The 19,966-nt window shown below is 67.1% G+C and carries 16 protein-coding genes; 5 read left to right on the plus strand and 11 right to left on the minus strand.

Annotated features, from left to right (window positions below; all coding sequences use genetic code 11):
* Positions 1–11: 11 nt before the first annotated feature.
* The 5 genes from FHY18_RS19065 to FHY18_RS19085 all read right to left on the minus strand — a co-directional run bounded on the left by FHY18_RS19065 (position 12) and on the right by FHY18_RS19085 (position 5,926).
* Positions 12–1,247, minus strand: a complete 1,236-nt coding sequence (locus FHY18_RS19065; RefSeq protein ID WP_259159097.1) for a polysaccharide biosynthesis C-terminal domain-containing protein — start codon at positions 1,245–1,247, stop codon at positions 12–14.
* Positions 1,244–2,989, minus strand: a complete 1,746-nt coding sequence (locus tag FHY18_RS19070) for an ABC transporter ATP-binding protein (RefSeq protein ID WP_259159099.1) — start codon at positions 2,987–2,989, stop codon at positions 1,244–1,246. The genes FHY18_RS19065 and FHY18_RS19070 overlap by 4 nt, the downstream gene beginning before the upstream one ends.
* Positions 2,986–3,558, minus strand: coding sequence for a lasso peptide biosynthesis B2 protein (locus tag FHY18_RS19075; protein WP_259159101.1), 573 nt, complete (start codon positions 3,556–3,558; stop codon positions 2,986–2,988). The genes FHY18_RS19070 and FHY18_RS19075 overlap by 4 nt, the downstream gene beginning before the upstream one ends.
* Positions 3,559–3,803: 245 nt before the next feature.
* Positions 3,804–5,729, minus strand: coding sequence for an asparagine synthetase B family protein (locus FHY18_RS19080; RefSeq protein WP_259159105.1), 1,926 nt, complete (start codon positions 5,727–5,729; stop codon positions 3,804–3,806).
* A gap of 41 nt (positions 5,730–5,770) precedes the next feature.
* Positions 5,771–5,926 carry a hypothetical protein gene (locus FHY18_RS19085; RefSeq protein ID WP_259159107.1) on the minus strand — a complete coding sequence of 52 codons (156 nt, stop codon included), beginning with the start codon at positions 5,924–5,926 and terminating at the stop codon, positions 5,771–5,773.
* Between the two features lie 182 nt (positions 5,927–6,108).
* On the opposite strand from FHY18_RS19085, the gene FHY18_RS19090 reads away from it, so the two are divergent.
* From FHY18_RS19090 to FHY18_RS19105, 4 genes are all read left to right on the plus strand, one after another.
* Complete coding sequence (locus tag FHY18_RS19090; RefSeq protein WP_259159108.1) at positions 6,109–6,849, plus strand: class I SAM-dependent methyltransferase; 741 nt, start codon at positions 6,109–6,111, stop codon at positions 6,847–6,849.
* 80 nt (positions 6,850–6,929) lie between these two features.
* On the plus strand, positions 6,930–7,211 hold the full coding sequence (locus FHY18_RS19095) for a PqqD family protein (RefSeq protein WP_259159110.1): 282 nt from the start codon (positions 6,930–6,932) through the stop codon (positions 7,209–7,211).
* On the plus strand, positions 7,208–8,161 hold the full coding sequence (locus FHY18_RS19100; RefSeq protein WP_259159112.1) for a hypothetical protein: 954 nt from the start codon (positions 7,208–7,210) through the stop codon (positions 8,159–8,161). The genes FHY18_RS19095 and FHY18_RS19100 overlap by 4 nt, the downstream gene beginning before the upstream one ends.
* A complete protein-coding gene (locus tag FHY18_RS19105) occupies positions 8,158–8,979 on the plus strand; it encodes a sulfotransferase domain-containing protein (RefSeq protein WP_259159114.1) in 822 nt (273 codons plus the stop codon). Before FHY18_RS19100 ends, FHY18_RS19105 begins: the two co-directional genes overlap by 4 nt.
* Here FHY18_RS19105 and FHY18_RS19110 read toward each other — a convergent pair whose 3' ends face one another.
* Genes FHY18_RS19110 through FHY18_RS19125 form a run of 4 tightly spaced genes read right to left on the minus strand, consistent with a single transcriptional unit; the run spans position 8,980 to position 11,228 of the window.
* Complete coding sequence (locus tag FHY18_RS19110) at positions 8,980–9,456, minus strand: GNAT family N-acetyltransferase (RefSeq protein ID WP_259159116.1); 477 nt, start codon at positions 9,454–9,456, stop codon at positions 8,980–8,982. It abuts the gene before it with no gap.
* A 44-nt stretch (positions 9,457–9,500) separates the two neighbouring features.
* Positions 9,501–10,088: a tail fiber protein gene (locus tag FHY18_RS19115; RefSeq protein WP_259159119.1), complete on the minus strand. Its 588-nt coding sequence runs from the start codon at positions 10,086–10,088 to the stop codon at positions 9,501–9,503.
* Between the two features lie 24 nt (positions 10,089–10,112).
* Positions 10,113–10,664: a tail fiber protein gene (locus FHY18_RS19120; protein ID WP_259159120.1), complete on the minus strand. Its 552-nt coding sequence runs from the start codon at positions 10,662–10,664 to the stop codon at positions 10,113–10,115.
* 24 nt (positions 10,665–10,688) lie between these two features.
* Positions 10,689–11,228 carry a tail fiber protein gene (locus FHY18_RS19125; protein ID WP_259159121.1) on the minus strand — a complete coding sequence of 180 codons (540 nt, stop codon included), beginning with the start codon at positions 11,226–11,228 and terminating at the stop codon, positions 10,689–10,691.
* 493 nt (positions 11,229–11,721) lie between these two features.
* Here FHY18_RS19125 and FHY18_RS19130 point away from each other — a divergent pair, with 493 nt between their 5' ends.
* The gene (locus FHY18_RS19130) at positions 11,722–12,756 is read left to right on the plus strand and encodes a nucleotidyltransferase family protein (RefSeq protein WP_259159122.1); all 1,035 of its coding nucleotides are present in this window, start codon (positions 11,722–11,724) and stop codon (positions 12,754–12,756) included.
* Between the two features lie 265 nt (positions 12,757–13,021).
* On the opposite strand, the gene FHY18_RS19135 is transcribed toward FHY18_RS19130, so the two are convergent.
* Together FHY18_RS19135 and FHY18_RS19140 are read right to left on the minus strand one after the other, a co-directional pair.
* Positions 13,022–18,544 (minus strand): AAA domain-containing protein, encoded by a 5,523-nt coding sequence (locus FHY18_RS19135; RefSeq protein WP_259159124.1) that lies wholly within the window; start codon positions 18,542–18,544, stop codon positions 13,022–13,024.
* Positions 18,541–19,698: a hypothetical protein gene (locus FHY18_RS19140; protein ID WP_259159125.1), complete on the minus strand. Its 1,158-nt coding sequence runs from the start codon at positions 19,696–19,698 to the stop codon at positions 18,541–18,543. The genes FHY18_RS19135 and FHY18_RS19140 overlap by 4 nt, the downstream gene beginning before the upstream one ends.
* Between the last annotated feature and the right edge of the window lie 268 nt (positions 19,699–19,966).

A 19,966-nucleotide genomic window follows, 5' to 3' on the forward strand; every position in this document is an offset into this window, starting at 1 on the left:
CGGCAACGCACCTACGCGTGGGCGCGGCCGCGCCCTGCAACGCGCAACCCGCACCATAACGTGGCGGTCAGCGTCGCTTCGGTGGCGATCACGGCGATGGCTGCCCCGTGCACACCGTACTGACGGGTAAGCAGCAGGTTCAGTGCGATGTTGACCACCGCCGCCAGACCGGCGCCGAGCACGTACCAACGCTGCCGGTCGCTGGCGATGGCGGCCTGGGTCAGCACATAGTTCGGCAGGACGAACACGAACGCAGCAAACAGCCAGCCGAGCAATTGCCCGGCCACCACGCGATACGCCGCTCCGTACAATAACTCCATCAACCAGGTACCGAGCCAGGCACCGGCCGCTGCCAGCGCCAGCCCTGCCGCACCGGCCAGCCACAGCGCGCGATCCTCCAGACGGCGCGCACGCGTGGCCTGCGTGCGTTCCAGCCGCAACTGGCGGAACAGCAACAAGGCAACCGGCATCGCCAGTAACAGCACGCCATCGAACACGCGGTACGCCGCGGCGTACTGCCCAAGCTCCGCCGCAGGCACCATGTGTTGCAAGATCACCACGTCGCTGCGGCGGTACAGGCCGGTGGCCGCATCGATCCAGAAGAAGCCGGCCGCCGCGCGGTACGCCAGCGGCTGCGGCCGCCACTGCGGTCGATCCCGCAGGCCTCGCCCCAACAAGAGATAGGCCAGCACCAGACCGCATCCCCAGGCAGCGAAGACCACGCCGGGGTCGTGACCAAGCAACAGGACCGTCATCACCACCAGCACCGCGCTGAGCGCACGCGCACCCGCCAGCCAGCTGGCGTCGCGTTGCCAGCGGCCCGCCGCCTTCAACTGGGCGGAGACCAACTGGGTCAGCGTCACCGCACCGAAGCACAGCACCGCCCAGACCAGTGCGGGATCGCCGCCGGCGTGGCGCGCTGCCAGGCTGGCGGCGGCCAGCAACAGCGTGGACCACAGCAAGTGCCCGCGTGCCAGCCCAGGCAGCGCGCGCGCCATCGGCGCGGGGATACCGGCCGCAACCCCTTCGCGCAGCACCAGGGTACGCATGCCGGCATCCTGCAGCAGCGCCAGCAAGGTCGCCAGATTGAGCAGGTAGGCGTAGCGGCCGAAGCCGGCCGGACCCATGCCACGCGCCAGCCACACCGACAGCGCCAGCGAGACGGCGGCGGTGAACAGGATCGACACCCACTGCGCCGACAATCCACGCACCAGGCTGCGCCAGGCAGGCGGCAGACGCGGTTTCACCGTGCGCCGATCCAGACCGGCGCCACCACCTGCCATGGGCCCTGCGCCACCAGCCGCCCCTGGTCCAGGACCAGCACGGTATCGGCCTGTTCCAGCAACGCCAGCCGATGGCCGATGAGCAGCACGGTTATGTCCCCACGCAGGCACTGGATGGCGCTGCGGATGCGTGTCTCGTTCTCGTGGTCCAGCGCGCTGGTGGCTTCGTCCAGGATCAACAACGCCGGACGTTGCAACAGCGCCCTGGCCAGAGCCAGCCGCTGGCGTTCGCCCCCGGACAACGGCATGCCGCCATCGCCGACCGGGGTGTCCCAGCCCTGCGGCAGCGCATGTACAAACTGGGCGGCGGCCTGCTCCAAGGCCGCGTATAAGGCCGCCTCACTGGCATGCGGGCAAACCATCAACAGGTTGTTGCGCACGCTGTCGTTGAGCAGGAACGCGTCCTGCGACACGTAGGCCACCGAGCGGCGCCAACTGCGCCGGGCGGCCGCATCCAGCACCACATCATCGATCTCCAGCGTGCCCCCATCCGGGCTCAGCAAGCCGCTCAGGACGTCGGCCAGCGTGCTCTTGCCGGCACCGGAGGCGCCGACCACGGCGGTGGTGGTTCGCGCCTGCAGCCGCAGCGAAAGATCATGCAGCGCGGGCGTGCTGCGCCCGGCGTAGTGGACCCGGACCGCGGACAGCGCGAGCGACGTGGTCAGCTGGATCGGTGGCGCGACGTCAGGCAGCGCCGGCTCGGCCCACTCCCTGCTTTCCCGTAGCCGGCGTTCGATTTCGGCGAACGCCGCCGCCGCATGCAGGCAGTACTGGCGTTGTTGCTGCACTGTCGTCAACAGCGGGACCAGGCGAGCGAAGATCGCCACCAGGACGAGCAGCTCGGCCATCGCCATGTGCAGGAACTGCAGGCCGAGGTAGGTGAAAAACGCCAGCACGATCGCACCGGCGCTCTGTAGCCAGGCTTTGGACACGCTCAAACCCCGTGCAAACCGCAGCTGCTGGTCGCGCATGGTCCGGGCCGTGCGTTCGAATGCCGCCAGATATGTTGTTTCGGCACCCAGGATCTTGGCCAGGCGCAGACCGGACAGACGGTCGTGCAGGCCCGCGTGCAAGCCTTGGTGTGCCTGCGTCAACTGGCGTCCCAGCAGCGCCACCTCGCGACGCTGGCTGCCTACCAACAACAGCAACGCGATCCCGCTCAGCGTGGCGACCAGCGCCAGCACCCAGGACAGCGCGAAGGCGGCCAGCAGATAGAGCGCGGCGGTGATCGCCGTGGAGACCATCGCAAGACCGTGTCCCAGCCCGACTTCGGCGCGCCCCACATCACTCAGGATGAGACTGGCGTGGTCCCCAGTGCGCTGACCCGCCAACCAACGCCATTGCGCACCGAGCAGGGCAGCGAAACTGCTGATGCGCAGCCGCTCGCCGACGTCTTGCTGCAGCCGTGCCGCGAGCTGTTCGCGGCCGAACTGGATCGCGCTGCGCAGCAGCAGTGCCAGACAGAACAGAAGCAGCAACGGAATCGGCGAGCTTGCCCGGACACCAAGCGCCGCGAGCAGGCGCAACAGCTGGTGCGCCACTCCCGTGGCGGCGGCGTCGCCCTGCAGTGAACTCAGCAAGGGCACCAGCAACAGCACACCGATGCCCTCCGTCGCAGCGGCCAGCACCATCAGCGTCAACAGCCCGATGCGCTGGTCGCGCGGTGCCAGACGCAATACGCCGGCGAGGAAGCGGAAGACCGTCATTGGGACCGCCATGCATATGGCACGAAGCAACCTACGCGGGCGAAGCGGTCGGTGCCGTGCCCGCCGGTCACGTGCTGGCTGCCGGCGACGACCCAGGCATGCGCTTGCAGCGCCGTCCCGTCTGCACAGCGCGCGACTCCCAGGCAGAGCACATGAGAGACCCGGAACACGTTCAGCAGGCAATGCGAAGCCAGCGCTTGCGCCAGGCAGTTGGATCGCCAGGGCGTATGGCGAGCAGCCAGTCTCACCGTCCGGCCGATCTGCAGGGCGCGACGTTGCGCGCGCTCGTCCAGGCGCGGCAGGGCCGGCGGTACCGCCATCTGGTGGCCCACCCAGCGGGCCAGGTGGCGGAAGCCGATCCACCGCACGGCGCTACGTGCCGCGCCCAGCAGCAGCCAGGTCGGCACCAGCAGCAGGCGCTCGAAACGAGGCAGGCGGGCGAACGCAAGCAGCCTGTGGCGCACGCCGGCGACAGCACGGGAAACACTCACCGCCAGCCGTCCTCTCCACAGCTGGCGGGCCGCTGCGGTAATGCCTGGCGGTTGCACCGCGTACTGGCGCTGGAACATGAGGTTGTCCGCTGTCGCACGTGCAGGACCCACCGCAGAAGGAGCATGGCAGAGACACGCTGTCGGAGGAGGGGCGGCCTGCGCGATCAAGCCCATGCCGGCACGCAAACCCGGAACGGCTTGCCGTGGCCGGTGGCTGCTAGCCTAGCAAACGCGCGCGCTGGCGTGCTGGCGTGGACATGATCGGAGGTGGTGCGGCTACGGCAAACCGAGCGCATGACCAAGCGATCGCCCGACGACTGCGATCAGCTGCCGCCGCGTTCGTGCCAGGCAAGAAATCCGCCGGTCTGCAAGCCGAACACCAGCATCTGCAGATAGGTTTCGCGTCTGGATTCGGCCGCCTGCGCATCGCGCGGCCAGTCGTCCATCAACGCCTGCAGGCGTGGCAGGTCGAGCACGCGGCGTGCCAGCGCCGAATCGCGTAGTGCATGGAGTTGCGCCTGCATGGCCGCGCGCTGTGCGGTGATATGCGCGAACCAGTCGCCATGCTGCACGCCGACTTGCCGGTTGGCGAAGATTTCCGGCGGAGCGCCACGTGCGGCCAGCAAGCGTCGCGGCAACGAGCGGGTGACACCATCGCGCAGGAACTGGTCCAGCGGCAGGCTGCCGAAGAACTCGATGACGCGCCGGTCGGCGAGCGGCATGCGGAAATCAACGCCGGAGATCGCCCGCAGCGTGCCCCAGCCATCCATCGCCGCTGCGTGGCCGAGCAGCCATTCGCGCAGGGCATGCGCAGAGCGATGGCGCCCGCCGAGTCGGATCCGGTAGCGATCCCGGTCCAGCTGACGGTGCATGCGAAGCTTGCGTGCCAAATCCGGATGCAACGCCGCGTATTGCATCCAGGGCGCAGCCGGCAAGCCGTGCCAATACCGCAGCGCCGCAATCGGTGCAAAGGGGCGCAAGACAAACCGCTGCAGCGCTTTACGCGAACTCAACCCCTGATTGCGGGCAAGCGCGCGCGTCTGCGTCAGCAGCGTGCGCCACTGGCGAGCGCATAGCAGTTCGGGCAGACGCACCAGACCGTCGTAACTGAAGAAGGCGTTCCCCATCTCGCCTCCGAGCAACACATTTCCGCCGCGCGCGTGCAGGAATCGGTCCAGCGGAAAGAACCAGGCCATGTTCAAGGGCGAGCGCATCGGTTGACCATTGACCTGCCACCAGCGTTCGGCGTCGTACTCACCCCAGTCGCCGTCATCGTCGCCGACCATGTGCCAATCGATCCCCGGATGGCTGGCGGCCAGAAGACGGGCGCGCGGAGATTCGTCGTAATAGTGGGTGGCGTTCGCCGCCGCCGTGGTTGCTTGCGGCACCCGCGTGAGGGTGAGCAATGGGACCGGCGCCGATTGTCGCGCGGCCGAGAGCACGACCGAACCGCTGTCGAGTCCGCCGGTGAGGCAGGCCGCTGCCGGCTTGCTGGCGCGCAAGGCATCGGCGACCGCGCGATCAAGCACGTCGGCCGCGGCGGCCTCCACATCGGCATCGCTGCCCAACTGCAGCGAGCCTGCCTCAGGCAGAAACCACCAGCGCTCGGTGCAGGTCGCCTCCGGTGTCAGTTGCATGGCATGCCCGGCAGGCACCCGGTCGATCGCGCGGTAGACCGTGCGCTGCGGCCGGCTGCGGTCCATCACGAGCTGGTCGGCCAAACTCTGCTCGTCCAGGTCCCTGGGAACACCGGGCAGCGTCAGCAAGGCCGGCAATCGGGTCGAGAAGGCGATCAGGCGTGTTCCACGGTGTACGAACAGCGACCGCTGGCCGACCGGATCGCGCGCCAGCAACAGCCGACGTTGGTCCGGTCGATACAGTGCCAGTGCGTAGCTGCCGTGCAGCCGCGGTAACGCGGCCGTATCCCAGCGTTGCAAAGCCTCGAGCAACAACTCGCCGTCCGGCTGCGCGGGCAAGGTCGACCAGCCCAGCGCGTGTACGAGCTCGCTACGCGCTACTAGCGAACTGTCGGCGACCAGTAACGCCCCGGATGCGCCGATACGAGGCAACCTTTCATCATCGTCTTCGGGAGTGAATACATGCTGGCGATGCACCACTGCAAACTCGCCCGCGTTCCAGATTCTCGCAGGGCCAATGCCACGTGCTTCCAGCGCATTCCCCAGTCGCTGGATTGCGTCCGGTTCGACCGGGCGGCCATCCAGATGCCAGATACCGGCAAAATCGCTCATCGATCTCCCGATCGGCCCGCATGGTGTCGGGCCAGATGGTCTCAGGAGCCGGTGGTCGGACCTAGGCCATCGTTGCCGGTGGTCGCGTTGTTGGCGGTCTCGTCGATGGAGAGGAACGACACCACTGGCGTGGACCACACCTTATGGCCTGGCTGCGGGGTGAGCCGGTCGGAAACTGCCGATTCGTTGGCGTTCATACGATGTCCTCGCGCAGAGAGCCGCAGCGGCTGCTGCGGGGATGCATGCTTCGTATCATAAGCTGCATCACCATGCACGTCACGGCCACCTGTCACCAAGTCCAGCACGTCGCCGACGGCTGCGTTTTCTTTGCGCGGCGCTGCAGAGATGATCAACGCCGGATTTGCCAGGGAGTGCCTACATGAGCTCGCCACGGATACCCTGGCATCGTCTGCTGAGCCGGACCGGCCTGCGATTGCTGTATCGAGCGGCGCGCAACCGCGAAGGCAGGGGGTACGCCCGGCTGCAGCTCACGGCGCAGGCGCCCCTGTTCCAGGACTATGGCACCACGTCGTTGGATCGCTACCCGGCGCTGTTTAGCTACGTGCAGGGCGCGCTCGCCGGAACGAGCGCACCGCGGTTGCTGTCCTTCGGTTGCTCGACGGGCGAAGAAGTGATCAGCCTGCGCCATTACTTTCCGGATGCCGAGATCACCGGGCTGGATATCCACCCCGGCCACATCGCGCTTTGCCGACAGTGGCTTGGGACGCACCCGGATGCCGGCCTGCGGTTCGCCGTGGCCGGCAGTACGGCGGGAGAGGGCGAGGCGGGCTATGACGCCATCTTCTGTCTCGCGGTTCTGCGCCGCGGCGACCTTGCGCGGCACCGCGGCGCAAGGTGCGATCACCTGATCCGGTTCGGGGACGTGGAGGCTCAGCTGCAGGACTTCGCCCGTTGTCTGCGTCCAGGCGGGTTGCTGGTGTTGCGCCACGCCAATTTCCGTCTACGCGATACCCAGGCGGCGCGTTGGTTCGAACCGGTACTGAGCATGCCGACACCGGCGCGCGCGGACACGCCGCTGTTCGGCCCCGACAACCGACGCCTGCCGGTACAGTCTGACGACCAGGCCGTGTTCCGCCGCCTTGCGGTTCCCCGCGATTGAGTGTCCGTCGAAGCCGCGCCGGCTTTCCAGTCACCGCGCTTCCCAGGTAAGGTTTGGTTTCCCATGCTATCGGCCCTGTCATGCGCATCGCTCCGACGACTCTGATTGCACAAGCCCCGGGGTGTCTTGCCGCCGAAATGGGCGAAGAACTGGTGATCATGAGTACCGAGCGCGGCCTGTACTTGTCGCTGGATCCGGTTGGCAAGGATGTCTGGACGCAGATTGCCTCGCCAAGCACCCTCGGCGATCTGTGCGATCGGCTCAGCGCGGAATACGCCACGGCCAGATCCATCATCGAAGCAGACGTCATCGCGCTGCTGGAAACGTTGCACGGCGCCGGTGCGGTCGAGATCCGCACTTGATCCAGGGCCACTCCTGCGCAGCGGTGTCTGCCTCCGGGCAGATCCAGCACGACTATTTGCTGTGTGGCTGGCGGGTCCGCAGCACGTTGGCACTTCCCGAGCTCGCGCCCTGGTCGGGAACCAATCTGGCGGACGACAGAGATGGCGTGGATGTGACCATCGAGGAGGCGCCGGTGCCTGAGCGACTCGATCCGGCCCAGCCGCCCGGGTCGTGGTTCGAGGTCGGTCGCGACGGTTCGGTGCTGCTGCAGATTCCCGAGCTGGTCCGCCTCCACGTGCAGGCAGGCCGATCGATCTGTGTGCAGCGTTTGAACGCGCACGATGAGGGGTGGCGGCTGTTCTTGCTGGGATCGGCGCTGGGCTATCTGTCCCTGCAACGCGGACTGTTTCCGCTGCATGCGGCGTGCGTGCGCGTCGGCGGGAAGACCGTGGCCATCGCCGGCCATAGTGGTGCCGGCAAATCCACGCTATCTGCGGCCTTGCTCAAGCGCGGCCATGGTCTACTCAGCGACGATCTGACCGTCCTCCGTTGCGACGAGCGCAGCATCGAGGTGCTGCCGGCTTTCCCGCGGCTGAAACTGTGGCACGACGCGCTGCATGCTCTGCATATCCCCAGCGACGGCTTGTCGCGGGTGCGTCTGGGCATGGATAAGTACGATCTGCGCCCGCAGGCGGGGTTCGATGCCACGCCTGCACGGTTGGACGCCATCCTGCTGCTGCAGGACGCGCCGGATCCGCAGTTGCAACGATGCAATCCCGCAGCCGCGCTGCCTCTGCTGCACGCCAATCTGGCGCGACCGCAGGCCGCCGCGCGCATGGGGCTGCGTGCAACCACATTCGCGCAGGCGGCGGCGATCGCCCGCCAGGTGCCGACCTGGCGCCTACAGCGGCCGCGCCGTTTCGATGCGCTGGCCGCCACCGCCGAACTCATCGAAAGCGGCCTGGTGTGAATCGGCGGGGGATCGTCTGGCTCGCGTCCTATCCCAAATCGGGCAACACCTGGGTACGTTGCCTGATCTCCAGCTTGCAGAGCGGCGCGTCACATGTCGATCTCGCCAACCTTGGGCAGGCGATGCCCAACGCCGCCTCGCGGACCTGGCTTGAACGCTACGTCGAAGTGGATAACGGCGATCTGCTTCCGGCAGAACTGGAGCACCTGCGTGCCAGCGCCTACCGATGTTGCGCAGCCCAGGGCAGCACCTTGCTCAAGGTGCACGATCGTTACGACGGGCGGCTGTTCCCGGCAGCGGCGACCCTGGGGACGGTGTATATCGTGCGCGATCCGCGCGACGTCGCGCCGTCGTGGGCCGATCACATGCGCGTCGACGTGGACACCGCGATCGCGCAGATGGGCGATGCGGACCTGTTCATGAGCCGGGGCTCGGCCGGCTATCAGCCACAGACCCCGCAGCGCTATAGCGCCTGGTCCAGTCACGTGGTGTCGTGGTTGCAGGAAGCACCGGGGCCCCATCTGTTGCTGCGCTATGAAACCTTGCTTGCACATCCATTGCGCGAAGCGGCGCGGCTGGCCGCCTTCCTCGGCCTGCCCACTGCCCCTGCACAGATCGCACGTGCTGTCGCGGCCTGCCGTTTCGACGTGCTACGCGCCGCTGAAGAACGCGATGGCTTCAGCGAGCGCCGCCGCGGCCAGCAGCGGTTCTTTCGCCAAGGCCAGGCCGGTGCCTGGCATGCCGCCCTGGATGCCGCACAGGCCGCGCGCTTGCGCGCAGACCATGGTGTAGTAATGGCCTGGCTGGGCTATCACTAGCTAGCCCTGTGTCGCTGCCGCGGACCACGCCATGCGCCAGCTGGTATCGGTGTCGCCTACTGCCGTGAAGCCCAGCCTGCGGTAAAGCTCGGCCGCCGGATTGCCTTTGTCGACTTCCAGCAACACGCGCCGGCCTGCTGTCGCGGCCTGATCCTGGACCGCCGCCAGCAGCGCCGTACCGACGCCACGGTTGCGATGGTCCGGTGACAACAGGATGTCCAGCACGCAGAGATCCCCGGCCGCGCTGTCGCCCAGATAGAGCCGGCCTGCCAGTCGCTCCCGATCCACCAGCACCAGGAACTGCCGGTGCGCGTAGGCACTGGTGTAGTGGCGCTGCTGCGCGTCGAACTGCTGGTCGAGCAAGACCTGTTTCGCCGCATCGTCCCACGGCAGCATCGCGAATTCTGCCCAGCGCTGCGCACTGAACAACGTACGCAGCGCCGGCAGGTCCATCGCGCACTCCGGGCGCACCGTCATGCCCCGTGCCAGCAATGGCGCAGGGCAGGCGAACTGCGGCGGCATCATGGCCGGGGCGGGAAGATGCCGTCGGTGGCGCAGATGCAGTAGCGAAACGTCGCGAACGGCTGGCGATTCTCGTGGGCCTGTGCCGGGGCCGCGGTGGGTGGAAACGGCGCTAGCGCGTTCTGCGCCAATTGCGTGAGCGGCGCGGTCGAGTTCGGCGCGAAAGCGGCAGTGGTGACAGGTGGCGAAGGGGTCGGGTTGAGCAATCGCGACAGGTAGGCGTTGGCACCCGGTGTACTGGTCGATGCACCCGGGGCAGTGCCAGGCGGCATGAACTTGCTGGTGATGGTGTGGGTGTGCGCCGGCAGTTGCATCTGCGAGACCAGCGCAATGCTGTCCGCGCCCTGCAACTGGCCGATCGTATAGTTGCTCAAGCCCGGCCCCTGACCCTGACCCAGCACGGCCCGACCACGCAGATCGGGCAAGCCGAACGTTGTGCGGTTGTCGCCGCCGTAGGCGAACCCGATGACCCCGAACAGCGCCTGGTATTGCTGCACGCTGACCGTCTGCCCCATGCAATCGAGCCAGCCTTCCGGCGCGAAATTGTAGGGAAACGCACGGATTTCACCGATGAAACTGTTGGACATGTCGAACTCCTTTGCGATGGCCGATCACGGCCGATCCGGGAACAACCCGTTCAGGCAGATCAGGTAGTTCAGCGTCTGTGTCGCCATGCGGTTGTCATGCGCCTGACCGGCGCCGCTGGGGCCCACCGCGTTGGTCGCCAAGGTGTTGACCGCGGGCGCGCTTCCGCTGGGCGGCGTGAAATACGACGCGTCGCCGTTCTGCGCAATGGCGGGCAACTGGCCGGCCGGTGTCAGTGCAGTGGCTGGTGTGTTGAGTGCCTGCAAGGTATGCCGGTGCGCGGGCATTTCTGCCAGTTGCAAGGACACCGTCTCGGTGCCCAACTGCTGTGCCAGCACCCGTGCGGTCAATTGCGGTGCCGGTGCACGCGCCACGCCCTGACCCTGGCCGACCGCCAGCCGGCCGCGCAAATCAGGCAGATTGAACGTGGTTCTGGCATCGCCGCCATACGTAGTGCCGATCAGCGCGTAGAGCGCCTGGTAATCGTTGATCAATAACTGGCGTCCGTCGCAAAATGCCCAATTCTCGGGCTGGTAGTTGCCGGCGAACACAATGATCTGACCGGTATAAGCGTCCATGATGTTGTTCCTTTTGTCGCCGCGTCAGGGGTGCTGCGGATAGAGGCCCATCGTGCAGATGCAGAAATTCAGCACCAGCGACGGCTGCATGTTGTTGTGCGCGGCGCCTGCACCCTCTTGGCTTACCGAATCGGCGGCCAGCCCCACCAGTGATCCGCTTTGCGCATACAGGGTGTGCGGTGCGGGGGTCTGGGCGAGCAGTAAGTTGGAGGCAGTCACGACCGCGGCAGTGGTCGCTGGTGCATTGACCGCATTCACGCTATGGGTATGCGGAGGAATCTGCGCGGCGGTCAGTGCCACACCTTCCAGGCCGCCGTAATTGCCGACGGCATAGGTCACTGTCGGCGTGGTCGATGGATTAATGCCCTGGCTGACCGGGGCGCGGCCGCGCAGGTCCGGCAGATTGAAGTTGGTCCTGCCGTCGCCGCCGTACTGGGCACCGAGCAGCGACGCCAGCGCCTGGTTGCTCTGGATCGGCAGAGAACGGCCGTCGCAAGGTAGCCATCCCCGCGGGGTCCAATCAAACGGAAACAAGCGAATTTCGCCAACATATGCATCTGTCATCCGTGCACTCCTTTGATGTGAAAACCACGACGACGCACGTCACGCATACGAGATGCGTGACACTGCGGATGGGGGCGCCTGCGCAACGGCCGGCGCCGCGAACGCTATGCTATTAATGTGCAGACGTGCGCCACAGGACGTCTTTGGCGGCACGCCGAAAAAGCCGCTTGTCAGGCACACGACGATGTGGACGGATCAGGACTTGACTCAGTTTCCCCGCAATCTGCAGATGCAGAAATGACCCCTGACAGCGAACGTAGCACATGCCGCAGACGCGCTAAGGTGAGCACGTTCACCACTTGCGATTCTCATGCGGCCGCACGTTGAGGCGCACTGCGCCGTGACGGTCGAGAGCGCTTGTGCGGCGTGGTCCCCCGCATTCGGCTACGTGCTTTCGCTGTGGCGACACCACGAGGGTGCGGCTGCAGGACGGCCACTGCCGGCCGCACCGTCAGATGCGGTCGCGTTCGAACGCGCGCTTGCACAGCACCGAATGGCGTTGGCCTTGCCTGCTGCCGACACCCTGGCGTCAAATGTTTCTGTTGCAGTGCGCGATCGGTTGCGGCGGCGGCAGCAGCGCATGCTGCTGCAGTCGCTGCAACAGACTGCTGCCATCCGTGAGATGGTCGCGGCGCTGCAGCAGGCGGGCATCCGCTGCTGCCTGCTCAAGGGTCTGGGATATGCGGCGCACTTCGGTCAACTGCACCGCCGCGAGGCATGCGATATCGATCTGCTGATCGAGCCGCATGCCACCCAGGACGCGCTCTCTGCGCTGAGCGTCCTGGGCTACGCACTGCAACCGGAGGCCGCGCTCGATCCGGTGGAGTACTGCCGTCACAACCATGCCTTGCCATTGCACCACCACGCGACCGGCGTGGTGCTGGAACTGCATCTGCGGCTGGCTAACCACGAGCGCCAGTTTCCGCTCAGTCAACAGGTCTGGCGCGATCATCTCAGCACTGTCGTGGTGGCCGGGATGCAGGTACCCACGCTGTCGCCGACAGCGGCCGTGGTCTATGCCGCCTTCCACGGCACCAAGCACCACTGGCACCGCGCATTCTGGCTGGTGGACATGGCGCAGGCGCTGCGCAGCGCGCAAGTGGACTGGGATGCGGTCCTCGCGTTGGCACGTCGGCTTGGCGTGGAACGACAGCTGGCGCTGAGTGCGTTGCTGGCAGAAGCGAGCCTGGGTGTCGCTCTACCGGCCGCGCTACAGCGGCAGCCTGCGTTGCTGCAAAAGGCCCGGCCGGCCGCCGCCGCGCTGCTGCCGTGCATGGATGCGCTCGGATCCGACCGCGGTGCGGATCTGGCGGTACGGCTGGGATTGTTTGCTTACGTCAGACACTTGCTATCGCTGCAATCGACCTGGCGCGGCCGTGTGCAACTGCTACCCATCCTGCTCGCTCCGACCGACATGGATCGCCAGGCCGTGCCGTTGCCCGGCGCATTGCATTGGGCCTACGTGGGCGTGCGCATCATCCGGTTGGCCAGGCAGCATCTGCTCAAACGCAGGCACCTGCAGACCTAGCGCGCCGGTTTCAACACGGCTCCAGCGGCCTGGTGTGCGGCATTGAACAACGGCAATCGTTACGTGCGGTGTCCGGAAGCTGCCCCAGGGCAGACGAGCATCCTCGATACAAATCGGCAGCATGGTGGGACGAATTTGCAGCGCTTCGGGCAAGTGCGGGCAGATGAGTGCCCGTGGCTGCCGCATGCGGCCAGCAACGTCCACGTGTTTCGGTACTGCCCTCAGCATTCGCCTAGTGCCAGCGTTGGCGTCTCCCTGCTGGCCCTCAAGGCACTGCCGGATCTGCATCCTCCACATAGCCCTTACGCAGCTTTTCAGCCGTCAGTTTGTCCATCTCGCGGGTCGCGCGTTCGACGGTATCGAAGGCTTTGAGTGTCGTCTGGCCGGTGGTGCCGATCCGGCCGAAGGACACGCTCAGCTCCGTACCGTTACGCGCCACGCGCCAGAACTTGCGAGAGCTGCCCTGCTCGAAACGCAGGCTGCGCAGCGCATCGGCCATCGGGGGCTGCGATGGCGCCGACGTCGCCGGTTGCGTCGGCGTCGGCAGGGGCGCCGGGCTGTCGGTCGGGGCGATCGGCAGCGATGCCTGCAGCATGTCATCCAGGGCCAGATCCAGCTCGGCGTCTTCCTCGATGTTCTCGCCAGCCAGCGCCGTTTCGATCCGTAGCAGCACGCCATCGGGTGCGCGCAACCAATCACGTCCGGGGACATCGATGACGTTCCAGCCAAAGCGCCGCAGCACGCCGGGGCGAAACACGTAACGCTCGCGCGTGTCGGCGACGGCCTGGTCGGGTGCATCGAGCAGGATCGCCAGCCGGTAGTCGCCGGTGCTGCGGTCGACGATGGCCAGGTCGCAGCGGAACTGGGAGCGCCCGACGCACTCGTGCACCAGGTGGCCGTGCTCGCGCAATGCACGGGCGAGCGCGCTGCGTACCGCATCGGCGCTGGCCGGCCGCACGAAGGCCTCGCGCGCACCGGCATTGAGTGTGCCCAGGACGTGCTGGGCGCGGCCATGGTCGCCGATGGCGCTGGCCTGGGCAAAGCGCAAGAACGCCTGCAGCGCGGCGGCGCCGTCGTTGTGCACGTTGGTGATCGCTTCGGCCTGGATGCTGGACACCACTGCCATGCGATGACGTGCGCGGCTGAAGATCACGTTCAACCGCTTCTCGCCGCCGCGCTGGTTGATCGGGCCGAAGTTCATCAGCATGCGGCCGTCCGGTCCAGGCGCGTAGCAGATGCTGAGCAGGATCACGTCGCGCTCGTCGCCCTGCACGTTCTCCAGGTTCTTGACGAACAGTCCGTTGAACTGATCATCGTCCTCGCGCACGTACTCGCGGTCCAGGCGCAGCGCAAAGTCCGCATCCTCGGCGGCCAGGATCTCCAGTGCGCTTTCGATCTCGCCCTGCTGCGCCTCGGAGAAGGCGACGATACCCATGCTCAGGCCGGTCTCCCGGCGCAGTAGCTCGCGGACCGTCAGGGCGATGTAGCGTGCCTCGGCCGCGTTGCGCCGGCCGATGTACACGCCATCGTCCAGGCGATGGAAGCTCACCGCACGCGCCAGCACCGCATCGGCACCGGCAATGCCGGCATCGGGCCGATCCGAGCGCAGCGTGGCCGGTTGTTCGTCGGCAGGTTCGATCCGTCGGTCCGGAATGGTCACCAGCCGGCCGTCGTAGAACGCCGCGTTGGAAAAACTGATCAACGCCTCGTGGCGACTGCGGTAATGCCACGCCAGCAGGGTTGCCGGCAGATTGCGGGCGGCCTGATTGAGCAGGCTGTCGGCATCGAGATTGATGGCGATGCGCTCGCCGTCGTCTTCGACCACCAATGCGTCGGTGCCATCGCCGGCGCTCGAGAAGAAGCTGGTCGGCGGCAACTGCATCTCGTCGCCGACCACCACGATCTGGCGCGCGCGACTCAGCGCCGGGACGGCTTCCTCGGTGGGGATCTGGCTGGCCTCGTCGAAAATCACCACGTCGAACAGGTCCGGCGACAGCGGAAGCGTGTCCGAGACCGACAGTGGGCTCATCAGCCAGATCGGCTTGAGGTCGTTGATCACCATGCCGGTCTCGTCATCGGACAGGTCACGGATGGAGCGGTGACGCATGCTCTTGGCAAATTCATGCTCCAGCTCGCGGCGGCCGGTGGCATAGAGCTTCTTGAACGCCTTGCCGACCTGGTCGAGCTGGCTGGCAGACAGCGACGACTGCCGCACGTGCTCGGCAAAGCGCTGGTGCTGGGTCGCCTGGATCACCTGCGAATTCAGCGCCAGCAGGCGCGCCTGGCCCTGGGCCACCGTGGCCGCCGCGCGGGCCAGCATGGCCCCGTCGAACCCTGCCAGCGCCGGTGTGGCGGCTTCCAGCCGCCGCCAGGCCGCATGCGCGACGATTGCATCCATGCCTGCAGGCGCTGCAGCGACATTGCGCATCACAAAGGCGCTGCCCGCATCCGCGGCATGCACGCTGCGCAGCAGCGGCAACAGGTCGGCCAGCTCGTCCAGGCATTCGCGCAGGTCGCGCAGATACTCGGAAATACTCTCAAGACTGGCTTCGCGCGGAAGCTCCAGGTGCTCCTCGATGCGGCTGGCCAGCCGCTCCAGCGGGCCGCGCGCGTCGGCGTCGGCACGGGCGAGGGCAAGCGGTGCGATGGCCGCGCGCAGATGCGCCACCAGCGTGCGGGTCGCGGCTGAGGCGCCCAGACGTTCACGTAACTGGGCCACTGCATCGATCAGGTCCTGCAGCCGCGCCACACCGTAGCGGGCCTGCCCGGCGGCCTGCTCGGTCTGGACCGCGGCAGCCGCGGTCTGCTCGGCCACCAGCGCGCGCAGCACCGCCGTGTAACCAGGGTGCACGGCATGGCGGCCGAAATCGTAGCGACGAACGAGCTCGCCACGCAGCCGCCACCATGCCGGCTTCACCCAGCGCAGCACGGAGCCTTCCAGTTGCTCCACCAGCGCCAGCGCCGCCCGGGCATCGGCCGGGTCGAGCCGGTCCCGCCAGTGTGCGGTGGCCTGCTGCGCGGTGTTCAGCACGGCGGTCTTCTGGTCGAGCGCCGCACGCAGGGTCCGCAAGTCGCTCGCAGCCGGCGAGTCGTCGTCGAGCAGGTCCAGATGTGCGGCCAGGCCCTGGGTGACCAGCCACTGCGCCTGATCGGCGAACGCGCGTGCCTGGGCCAGCGACATGTCCGCGTCGAGCAGGCTGGAGCCACTTTCCAGCAACGGGTCCAGCTGCGCCAGCAGTGCCTCGCTGTCGTCCAGCAGCTGGGTTATCCGTGCATGCGCACGCGGATCGGCCAGCACGTCGGCGTGCAGTCGACCCAAGGGATGCTCGGCCAGGCCCTGCACGCCAAAGCGTGTTTGCATCTGCGCGTGGATGCGTGCGGCCAACGCGCGATGACGCTCCCACACGGCCAGATCCGGTAGCCGTTCCCAGGCCTGGCCATCCAGCGCGGGCGCGGCCGGTAGCTCAATCAGCTGCCGCACCAGCTGACGTGCGGTGGTGCCGATCGCCTCCGGTATCCGGCTCATGGCCTGCTCGAAGACATCGATGCGTTGCTGGCTGCCATCGATCAGCTCCACCAGCCGGTCGCGTTGGGCCATCAGCGCCTCGCGGCCATGCGCCTGGGCGATCCAGCGCGCGTAGCCTTCGCCCAGCTCGGCGATGAAAGCCTTCTTGTCGGTCTGGGAATCGTGGATCAGGCAGCACAGCGGATCCAGTCCGCTCTGCTTGAGGCGATGGAACACCACATCCAGCGCCGCACGCTTCTCGCAGACGAACAGCACGCGCTTGCCCTCGCCGGCGTAGTCGGCGATCAGGTTGGTGATGGTCTGCGATTTACCGGTGCCCGGCGGGCCCTGGATGATGAAGCTGTGCCGGGTACGCGCCAGCGCGACGGCAGCGTTCTGGGTCGCATCGGCATCCACCACGTTCCATTGCGCGCGCGTCGGCAGCGGCGCGGCGGCTGCGGGGTCGGCAGCGCGTGGCTCGATCGAGAACACCCGGTCGAAGGCCGGATTGGCGTCGGGGGCGTCGATCAACTGCGCGTAGTCGCGCACCAGCGACATCTTCTTGTAGTTGAAGTTCGCCAGGCTGACCTGGGTCAGATCCAGGTCCCAGGCGTAGCGATGGCCTTCGGACTCGCCCAGTGCGTAGCCCACGCGGTCGGCGACCTCCTCGACCGGGGCGGCCATGCGTGCGTGACGCGGCCCTGCCACCGGCGCGGCACCGGCCTCGAACCGCTGTGGCAGCGGGCTGGGCACCACCCGCTGTTCGTACAGCGCGCGGCCCAACGGGCGGTAGTTGTCGGGCGCGTAGCTGTAGTCGGGCAGCCCGCTCGTCGTGGCGGCCGTGCGCGCCAGCGAACGCCGGCGCTGAAACTGCTGCAGGCGCTGCAGCGCCTTCTGCCGCACCAGACGGATCTGCGGCTTGTCGACCAGGCGCAGTTCCACCGACGGTTCGCTGCGACGGATCTGCGCCAGCAGGTCGGCGTGGATCTCGGCCAACGAGGTCTTCTGCAGATCCACCTTTTCCGGCAAGCGGATGTCGTAGAGCTGGCGCAACTGGTGGCGCAGGACCGGATTGAACTCGGCCTCGTCGTCTTCGGCCTGCAGCACATAGCGGTCGCGCACGCCCTTGCGCTTGGTCAGCTCCACCGGCAGCCAGAGCAGGGGCGTCACGATCCGTTCCTCAGGGTCTTCCTTGAGGTTATGCCAACGCAGGAAGGCCGCCACCAGCCGCAGCGTACCGAAACCGTACTCGGCGCGGTCGCGGCGCGTGTCCTGGATCAGCTTGTCCAAGGCCACCGGCAGATAGGGCTGGTCGTCGAACCGTAGCCAGCGTTGCAGATCGACCGCGCGCCCGCTGACCAGATCGTTGGCGAACGGCCCGCTCCAGGTGCAGATGTGGTCGGGCTGGATACTCTCCACCTGCAGCATCAACGGCACGCTCGACACGGTCAGGTTGACGCTGCTGGCGGTTGGCTTGAAGTAGAGCAGCCGATTGCGGCGCGACAGGTCGAACAGGCGATCGCGTAGATGCGACAGCACCGCCGTACGTCGCGGCACTGCGCCGCTGGCACCGGCCAGCGCACGCTGCACATCCAGTACCTCGGGCTGGTCGCGCCAGGTGCGCAGACGTGTGGCCAGGCTGGCCATGTCGGTGGCGCGCTCATGCCGGTTGAGCGCGGTCATCTCCACGATCACCGCAGCCACCACCGGGTGCAGCCGCTCGGCGATCACGAAGAGATTGCGCCGATGTGCGGCGAAGCTGCGCACGTCATCCACGTCCCCCAGATCCAGCCCGCAGGCCAACGCCGCAAGCACCAGGCCCAGCCGGAACACGTCGGTGATTTCGTCGTGATGCCCCAGCTGCAACTCCCAGCTGGCAAACGCCGGCAGGTACACCGGGCGCTCGATCGGGGCGGCAAGGTCGTCCTGCACCTCCATCAACGCGAGGTCTTCCATGCCGTTCGCGTCGTGCGAGCGCCGCAGCTCGCCGACGATGTTCAGGGCCGAGGCCGGATGCGGCTGCACCCGGTGGATGGCGCCGATGTCCATCACCGGCGCCTGGCCCTGTGGTTGCGCCAGCTGCAGCCCACCTTCCTGACCCAGCAAGATGCTGCGTGTGTCCAGTGCGGCGACCTTGCCGTGCGCATGCAGGTCGGCCACCTGCTGGAACAGCGGCAGCACCATCAACACCACATCGTCGGTGGAAAACGCGGCACCAGCCTGCGCCTGGATCACCGTTGCGAAGCTGCCGCCCGGCACCGCCGGCGTGTCCGATGCGCTCATGCCTGCACCTCCCAGACCTGCTTGCGCAGCCTGTCGATCTCGCGCTTGCCCATCCCGGCGTCGCGTTTGAGCTGCGCCAGCAGTTGCGCTTCGCTGTCCAGCACCCGCGCCACCACCATGGCGCGTTGCAGGGCCAACTCGCGCAGCTCGGAATCGACCAGTGCCAGGTCCAGCATCAGCGCGTTGAAATACCCACGCACGTCGTCGGCGGCCTGCAGGCTTTCGAACTGGTCGGGCGGCGCGACCGGCTCGTCGGCCACCCAGTCGGCAAACAGCATGCGCACCTGGGTGGCCACCGCGTCGCTGCGCAGCTGCGCACTCTCCAGGAACCAGTTGACGAACGCGCGCGTCATCGTCTGCAGCTGGACCTGTCGTGGCAGATCCAGCGTGGCCAGACGCAGGACGCCGCGCAGCTTGCGATCGGTCCACGCGTCCAGCATCGCATCGTCCTGCCACCACAACTCCAGCGCCCGTGCACGGACGAAGGTCTCTGGATGGGTGGTGCCGGCGCTGATGTCCTCCAGCGCACCCTCCAGCTCGGTGGCCTGGCGCAGGTAGGCTGCCGGGTCCGGATTGCCGATGCCGGTCTGCACCTTGACCAGCGTGCTGATCGCAGTTGCCAACGCATCGGCTGCGAGCGCCGCACCGCGATCGGCGAACAGTTCGGTATGCAGGCCATAACTCCGTGCGGTTTGCCGGTGGCTATCGCTGGCCCCATGGGCGCCGAGCGCATCTTGCAGGATGCGCTCGGCGCACAGGAACGCCCCGCCCTCCAGCGACCACAGCAGGTAATGGGCCAGTTCATGACCGAACAGCGCCAGTTGCTCGTGCGCAGACAGGCGTTCAAGCACCGGACCTTCGAGCACGATATGCACTTCGCCTGGCACATAGACCAGCGCCGCGTTCATCGCCTGACCGCCGGACTGATACAGCGTGGCGGCTGCACTGATCCCCAGCCGCTGCATGGCCAGCGTCAGCGCCGCATGCACCTCCGGATGCGCTTCGGGTTCGAGCCGATACGTGTCGCGCAGCAGATGGGTGCGGACCTGTGCCAGATGCGCATCGCGGACCTGTTGCGACCCGGCCCACGCCCAGACCTCAGGCTCGTGCTGCTTCAGGTAGTCGACCACGTCACGCTGATACGGCAAGGGCATCAATGCTCTGCTCGTCGTCTCAAGGTCCATCCGCCACAGCTCCGTTGGTCATACATCAAATGTTACGGAATCTACCGCAGTGGGGGAGGCTGGGTTGCAACCTCCTCCCAACCATCGTCGATGCAAACGTGAGCAAACCGCCGCAGCGCCCACGCCAACACCGCTGCAGACGCCAGACATCCAGGGGCGCGTGTGGTTGGCCGAGCCGCCGGTGGCCATGGCGCGACCACGGCATCGACGATGGAGCGCTCATTCGATGCAGTGGCCC

Origin of the sequence: Xanthomonas sp. 3793 (genome assembly GCF_024806835.1) — a bacterium.
Taxonomy (GTDB): Bacteria; Pseudomonadota; Gammaproteobacteria; order Xanthomonadales; family Xanthomonadaceae; genus Xanthomonas; species Xanthomonas arboricola_F.